The 7,235-nt window shown below is 71.1% G+C and carries 5 protein-coding genes; 2 read left to right on the plus strand and 3 right to left on the minus strand.

From position 1 onward, the window contains the following. Positions 1–64 precede the first annotated feature (64 nt). Genes ACT2CW_RS09365 through pgsA form a run of 3 tightly spaced genes read right to left on the minus strand, consistent with a single transcriptional unit; the run spans position 65 to position 2,840 of the window. Positions 65–1,225, minus strand: a complete 1,161-nt coding sequence (locus ACT2CW_RS09365) for a glycosyltransferase family 4 protein (RefSeq protein WP_164424986.1) — start codon at positions 1,223–1,225, stop codon at positions 65–67. Further along, positions 1,222–2,175, minus strand: coding sequence for a phosphatidylinositol mannoside acyltransferase (locus ACT2CW_RS09370; RefSeq protein WP_182469682.1), 954 nt, complete (start codon positions 2,173–2,175; stop codon positions 1,222–1,224). The genes ACT2CW_RS09365 and ACT2CW_RS09370 overlap by 4 nt, the downstream gene beginning before the upstream one ends. Then, on the minus strand, positions 2,172–2,840 hold the full coding sequence (gene pgsA, locus ACT2CW_RS09375) for a phosphatidylinositol phosphate synthase (RefSeq protein WP_020867095.1): 669 nt from the start codon (positions 2,838–2,840) through the stop codon (positions 2,172–2,174). Before pgsA ends, ACT2CW_RS09370 begins: the two co-directional genes overlap by 4 nt. A 206-nt stretch (positions 2,841–3,046) precedes the next feature. Between pgsA and ACT2CW_RS09380 the strand changes: the two genes are divergently transcribed. Both ACT2CW_RS09380 and ACT2CW_RS09385 read left to right on the plus strand, forming a co-directional pair. Further along, positions 3,047–5,254 carry an elongation factor G-like protein EF-G2 gene (locus ACT2CW_RS09380; RefSeq protein WP_445516215.1) on the plus strand — a complete coding sequence of 736 codons (2,208 nt, stop codon included), beginning with the start codon at positions 3,047–3,049 and terminating at the stop codon, positions 5,252–5,254. 291 nt (positions 5,255–5,545) lie between these two features. Further along, positions 5,546–7,198, plus strand: coding sequence for a hypothetical protein (locus ACT2CW_RS09385; protein WP_164424978.1), 1,653 nt, complete (start codon positions 5,546–5,548; stop codon positions 7,196–7,198). The last annotated feature ends 37 nt before the right edge of the window (positions 7,199–7,235 follow it).

Raw genomic sequence — 7,235 nt, forward strand, 5'->3', positions numbered from 1 at the left:
GGCGGAGCCCTCAGCCGGGACCGCCACGCGCGGCGCTGTGAGACCCCTCAGAGCGGTCCTGGTCCTAGTCCCTGGCGAGGCCCAGCCGTGCCCACAGCCGCGTACGGTCGTCGGCGGCCACCGACGCCGCGCCGTCCGTCACCGTCTCGTAGACCGCGAGGATGTCCGCCCCCACCGTCGACCAGTCGAAGCGCCGTACGTGCCGGCTGCCCCGCTCCCGCAGCTCGGCCAGCCGCTCCTCGTCCCCCAGCAGCCGCACCGCCGCGGCGGCCAGGGCGTCCGCGTCCTCGTTGGCGAACAGCTCACCCGCCGCTCCCCCGTCCAGCACCTGGGCGAACGCGTCCAGATCGCTGGCGAGGACCGCAGCCCCCGCCGACATGGCCTCGACGAGGATGATGCCGAAGCTCTCGCCGCCCGTATTGGGCGCGATGTAGACATCGACGCTGCGCAGCAGCCGCGCCTTGTCCTCGTCGCTGACCATCCCCAGGAACTCCACGCGCTCGCGCAGCGGCGCGGGCAGATCGGCCACGGCCTCCTTCTCGTCACCGCGCCCGGCGATCAGCAGCCGCGCCCCCGGCCGGGACTCGAAGATCTTCGGCAGGGCACGCATCAGCACCGGCAGCCCCTTACGGGGCTCGTCGATCCGGCCGATGAAGCCGATCGTCTCCCCCTGCCACTCCTCCTTCGGCTCGGCGTCGGCGAAGAAGCCCACATCGACACCGTTGGGAATGACCACCGCGTCCCCGCCCAGGTGCTCCACCAGCGTCCGGCGCGCGTACTCGCTCACCGCGATCCGCGCGCTGATCTTCTCCAGCGCCGGCTGGAGGATCGGATACGCGGCGATCATGGCCCGGGAGCGCGGATTGGAGGTGTGGAACGTCGCGACGATCGGCCCCTGGGCCGCCCAGCAGGCCAGCAGCCCCAGCGAGGGCGAGGTGGGCTCGTGGATGTGGATGACGTCGAAGGCGCCGTCGTGCAGCCAGCGGCGCACCCGCGCGGCCGACAGGAACCCGAAGTTCAGCCGGGCCACCGAGCCGTTGTACGGCACCGGCACCGCACGCCCCGCCGAGACCACGTACGGCGGCAGCGGCGTCTCGTCGTCCGCCGGGGCCAGCACGGAGACCTGGTGGCCACGCCGGATCAGATGGTCGGCCAGATCACGGATGTGGAACTGGACGCCGCCTGGGACATCCCAGGAGTACGGGCAGACGATCCCGATCCTCAAGGCTTCTCCATTTCAGGGCGTCCAGGGCCGCCGGGGCCCTCGGGACTTCCAGCGCCGCCGGGACCGCGGTCCAGGTCCGCGAGCCACAGTCGCTGGAGCATGTGCCAGTCCTCCGGGTGCTCGGAGATCCCCGAGGCGAAGGCGTCGGCCACCTCCTGGGTCATGACGGCGATACGCTCCGCGCGGTTCCCGTCCCCCGGCGTCTCGACCGGTGGGTGCACCCGCCCCCGCATCACCGGCGACTCGTCGTACCAGAGGGTCACCGGCAGCAGCGGGGCGCCGGTCTGGAGGGCGAGCGCGGCGGGCCCGGCCGGCATCTTCGCCCGCTCGCCGAAGAACGACACCTCCACGCCCGAGGCCGACAGATCGCGGTCGGCCACCAGACACACCAGCCCGCCCGCGCGCAGCCGCCGCGCCAGCGTCCCGAAGGCGCTCCCGCCCTCGTGCGGCAGCACCTCCATGCCCAGCCCCTCGCGGTAGGCCACGAACCGGTCGTACAGCGACTCCGGCTTCAGCCGCTCCGCGACCGTGGTGAAGGGCACCCCGAGATGGGTGGTCACCCAGGCCCCGGCGAGGTCGTAGTTGCCCATGTGCGGCAGCGCCAGGATCACGCCCCGGCCCTCGGCGAGGCCGTCCACCAGATAGTGCACGTCCTTGACGTCGAAGCCGCCCCGTATCCGCTCCGGGCTCCACGCCGGAAGCCGGAAGGACTCCATCCAGTAGCGCAGGTACGAGCGCATGCCCGCCCGCGACAGCTCGGCCAGCCGCCGGGGCGAGGCGTCCGGCACCACGCGCGCCAGATTGGCCTCCAGGCGCAGCACGCCCTTGCCGCGCCGCTTCCACGTCTGATCGGCGATGCGCTGCCCGAGCGCCACGGCGACCGGCTCCGGGAGCTTCTTGACCACGCTCCAGCCGAGTCCGTACAGCGCGTCGGTCAGCCTCTCCTTCACCGCGCCTCGCCCCCCTGGGGCACCGTCCGCTCCCCGGCGTCCGCCTCGGCGGCCTCCCGGCGCACCGTCACCACCCGCTGGACGAGGGTCACCGCGCTGCCGACGGCCACGATCCACAGCGCGATCGGGAGCAGGATGTCGATATGCGGCACGCCGAACTTGTGCAGCCCCGAGAAGCCGCACGCCACCAGCGAGATCACCAGTCGCTCGGCGCGCTCCACCAGCCCGTTGACATTCACCGGCAGGCCGATGCTCTCGCCGCGGGCCTTGGTGTACGAGACCACCTGGCCGCTGGCGAGGCAGAAGATGGTCACCGCACACAGCACATTGTCGTCCCCGCGGCCCGCGTACCACAACGTCAGACCGCCGAAGATCGCGCCGTCGGCCACCCGGTCCAGCGTGGAGTCGAGGAACGCCCCCCAGCGGCTGGAGCGCCCCAGCTGCCGCGCCATATTGCCGTCGACCAGGTCGGAGAAGACGAACAGCGTGATGACGACGGTGCCCCAGAAGAACTCCCCCCGGGGATAGAAGACCAGTGCGCCCGCGCACACGCCGGCGGTGCCGGTGAGGGTCACCGCGTCGGGGCTGACCCCGAGACGGATCAGCAGGGCGGCGAACGGTGTGAGAACACGCGTGAAGAATGCACGCGCGTACTTGTTCAGCATGGCCTTCCCGGGGGGTCGAAACGGGCCGGGTGGTCAAGAGGCCACCGGCGCGCCCATCGTAGCCACGCCCCGGAGGGGCGCCGTGCACCTGTCGGACGGCTCCGTGACCCCGTGCGCGGTACGGCCGCATGTGTGACGTATGGACGCACCGTTACAGGGGTGGAAAGCTCGAAGTATCGCAAGGTGTCGACCGGGAGGCGAGACACATGAGCGACAAGACGAGTACACACCCAGGGGCCGCCGGAAGGGCAGTGGCGGCCGACCGGCCCAGCTCCCTGCGGAATGTGGTTCTGGTCGGCCACAGTGGGACGGGAAAGACGACGCTGGTGGAGGCCCTCGCGCTGGCGACGGGCGCGGTCAACCGAGCGGGCAGGGTCGAGGACGGCGGCTGTCTCTCGGACTACGACGATATCGAGCACCGGCAGCAGCGTTCGATCCAGCTGTCGCTGGTCCCCGTCGAATGGGGCGGGATGAAGCTCAATCTCCTGGACACCCCGGGCTATGCCGATTTCGTCGGGGAACTCAGGGCCGGTCTGCGAGCGGCGGACGCGGCCCTTTTCGTTGTCTCGGCCGCCCAGGACGCCCTGGGGATCACCGGGGCCACCCGCATGATCTGGGACGAGTGCGCCGCGGTCGGAATGCCGCGCGCCATCGTGATCACCCACCTCGAGGCCGCCCGCGCCAGCTTCGAGGAGATGACCGAGCTGTGCCGGGACAGCTTCGGCGGCGACGACCCCGACGCCGTGCTGCCGCTGTACCTGCCGCTGCGCGGCGAGCCGGGACCGGACGGGCACGCCCCCGTGACCGGGCTCATCGGGCTGCTCACCCAGCGGGTCTTCGACTACTCCTCGGGGACGCGCACCGAATCACCGCCCCAGGAGGACCAGCTGCCGCTGGTCGAGGAGGCCCGCGGCCGGCTCATCGAGGGGATCATCGCCGAGAGCGAGGACGAGACCCTCATGGACCGCTATCTCGGCGGTGAGGAGATCGACGTCAAGACGCTGATCGAGGACCTGGAGAAGGCCGTCGCACGCGGCAGCTTCCACCCGGTGCTGGCGGCGGCGCCCGCCGCGGCGGGGTCCAAGCAGGGCCTGGGCACCATCGAACTGCTGGACCTGATGACCGGCGGCTTCCCGTCCCCGCTGGAGCGCGAGACGCCCGCCGTCACCACCCCGCAGGGCGCCGCACGCCCGCCGCTGAGCTGCGATCCGGACGGTCCGCTGGCCGCCGAGGTGGTCAAGACCTCCTCCGATCCGTATGTCGGCCGGATATCCCTGGTGCGGGTCTTCTCCGGCACCCTCCGCCCCGACGAGACCGTCCATGTGTCCGGACACGGTCTGGAGGACCGCGGCCATGAGGACCATGACGTGGACGAGCGGGTCGGCGCCCTGTCCGCGCCCTTCGGCAAACAGCAGCGCACCCTGCCCCAGGCCATCGCGGGTGATCTGGCGTGCGTGGCCAAGCTGACCCGCGCCGAGACCGGGGACACCCTCTCGTCCAAGGACCAGCCGCTCCTGATGGAGCCCTGGCAGATGCCCGATCCGCTGCTGCCGGTGGCCATCCAGGCGCACAGCAAACCGGACGAGGACAAGCTGTCGCTCGGCCTGTCCCGGCTGGTCGCCGAGGACCCGACGATGCGCCTGGAGCAGAACCCGGACACCCATCAGGTGGTGCTGTGGTGCCTCGGCGAGGCGCATATGGACGTCGCGCTGGAGCGGCTGCGCAGCCGGTACGGCGTCCAGGTGGACGCGGTGCCGTACAAGGTCTCGCTGCGCGAGACCTTCGGGGCGAAGTCGGCCGGGCGCGGCCGGCATGTCAAGCAGTCCGGCGGGCACGGCCAGTACGCGATCTGCGAGATCGAGGTGGAGCCGCTGCCGGAGGGCTCGGGCATCGAGTTCGTGGACAAGGTCGTGGGCGGCGCGGTGCCCCGGCAGTTCATCCCGTCCGTCGAGAAGGGCGTGCGCGGCCAGGCCGCGCGGGGTGTCGCCGCCGGATATCCGCTGGTCGATGTGCGGGTCACGCTGCTGGACGGCAAGGCCCACTCGGTGGACTCCTCCGACGCCGCCTTCCAGACGGCGGGCGCGCTCGCGCTGCGCGAGGCGGCCGCCGACGCCCGGATCGACCTGCTGGAACCGGTGGTGGAGGTGGGCGTGCTGGTCTCGGACGACTATGTCGGCGCCGTCATGAGCGATCTGTCCGGCCGGCGCGGCCGGGTCGTCGGCACCGAACAGTCCGGTGGCGGACAGACCTTGATCAAGGCGGAGGTGCCGGAGATCGAGATCGGTCGGTACGCGGTCGATCTGCGATCGCTTTCGCATGGCACGGGACGGTTCAGCCGCTCCTACGCCCGGCATGAGCCGATGCCCCACCAGCTGGCCGAGCGGATGCGCGAACAAGTCGCCGCGGAGGCGTAGTTCAGGGCCCGTCCATGGCGTAGCGCACGGCCATGTCACGGCTCGTCCGTGACGTAGGTCACGGCCCGCCCGCCCCAACCGCGCCGGGGCGGGCGGGCCTTCGCCGTCGGCCGTCCACCGGCGGTTCCGCGGGCGGTTCGTGGGCGGTTCGTGGACCGCTCCGTGGTGGGTTCCGTGGGCGGCCTTCTCCACGAGGGTTTTCCACAGGCCGCACACGCCCTGGCGACAGGCGGTGCACACCCCGGATACGCTGAGGTCGCAGCGCAAGAGCGTGCCGTATTGGGGGCGTTGGTGACGGACGGATTCGACTTCAGTCCCGGGGCGCAGGTTCCCCTGTCGGGAGCGGCGGGACAGACGGCGGCGACGCAGGCACTCGCGTCGGCCGCCTACCGCGACGACCCCGTGGCAAAGTTGCTCGACGCCAATTCGGAGTGGACGGTCTCGGAGGTCAAGAAGCCGAGGATCTCGCTCTTCGAGCCGAATCTGGGCGAGGCGTTCGCGCGCGCCGTCCAGCTGAGAATGCTCGGCGGCGGCCGGGGCCAGGTGATCCAGTCCTTCGGCATGGAGCCGCAGACGGTCGTCGAGCACTGTCTGGCCGCCAACCGCATCCGCAAGACCCGTGACGCCCGGCTCACCGCCGTCATGGTGATCTTCGGGCTGCTGTTCCTGCCCGGGACGCTGCTCTGGCTCGGCGCCTTCCAGCTGCGCCGCTCGGTCGCCGGGGCCCAGGACAAGCGGATGGGCGCGCTCGGCACGGCGCTGCTGGTGGCGCTCGGCGTGATGGTCGTCATCTTCCTGATCAAGCTGCCCTTCGGGGGCTTCTGGGGGATCTATCTCCGGGGCGTCGTGGTCGCCCCGGTCATCGGCTGGTACATCGCCAAGCAGATCTGCGAGCGCACCGCCAAGGACCTCCGGGACTCCTGGGACGGGCTGCTCTCCGGCGGCGGCGTCGGCGCCAAGGTGCCCGAGACGGTGCCCAACCACCCGGGCCAGACCGCCGCCGAGGAGCTGCGCAAGTCGCTCCACAAGCTCACCGCCGAGCAGTACAGCAATGTGGTCTTCTACGCCGGACCCAAGGGCATATTGGGCATGGGCACCCGGTGGGGCAGCTGGCAGCTGGCCGAGGACCTGGTCTCGGCCGACCCCGACAAGGAGATCGACCCCTTCCGCAGCTGGGACGTCATACGGGCGATCCATGACCAGCTGCGCATGCTGGAGCGCACCCCGCTGCACACCGGCGGCTTCCCCACCCCCTCCGTGCGCCACTGGGTGGTCTCGCCGATCGGCGAGGGGGCCAAGGCGGTCGAGCGCGGCGGCACCTCCGAGGAGGAGGGCTTCCAGATAAAGGGCGTCGATCTCCAGCGGATCTGCGACCAGCAGCAGTTCGGCGCCGGTGACCGGCACTACCTGGGTGTGCAGTTCGTGCTCTGGGACGGCCAGTTGGTGATCACCCTGATGATCACGGTGACGCTGCTGCACAAGACACTGCGGATCGAGGTCACCGGGCATGCGCTGGGGCCGGTGCACCCGCTGTTCACCAGCAAGCCCTCGGCGCCCAGCAAGACGGTCGCCAAGACCTTCCGGTTCTGGGAGACCAAGTCCATCCCGCTGCCGCTGGTGAACGCGAAGGAGGTCGTGCGGCTGACCGCGCGCGCCCCCTTCACCTGGTACCCGCCGATACTGGACCACCTCGGGGGCAAGCTGGTGCTGCCCGAGCCGTTCGGTCTGCGGCACGCCTGGGCGGACAAGCCCTGGCGGCACCGCTTCATGGCGGACGACGCGCTGCGCACGGCCACGCCGGTGCTGCGGGTGGTCCATGAGGCGGCCATCGGGGTGCTCAAGCACCACGGCGTGGACACCGAGCGCTTCGGCAACCGCTCGCTGACGCTCAGCGGCCAGGTCCAGGACGCCGCCCCGAAGAAGGCCGATCTGTACGACGCGTAAGGGCGCGGTGCGTAAGGCGAACGCAAGGGGGGTGGGG

This window comes from Streptomyces sp. NEAU-174, assembly GCF_052665095.1.

Bases quoted from the DNA above. Each gene is read 5' to 3' on its own strand.
- pgsA (WP_020867095.1), bottom strand. From the start codon at position 2,840: ATGCTGAACAAGTACGCGCGTGCATTCTTCACGCGTGTTCTCACACCG.
- ACT2CW_RS09380 (WP_445516215.1), top strand. From the start codon at position 3,047: ATGAGCGACAAGACGAGTACACACCCAGGGGCCGCCGGAAGGGCAGTG.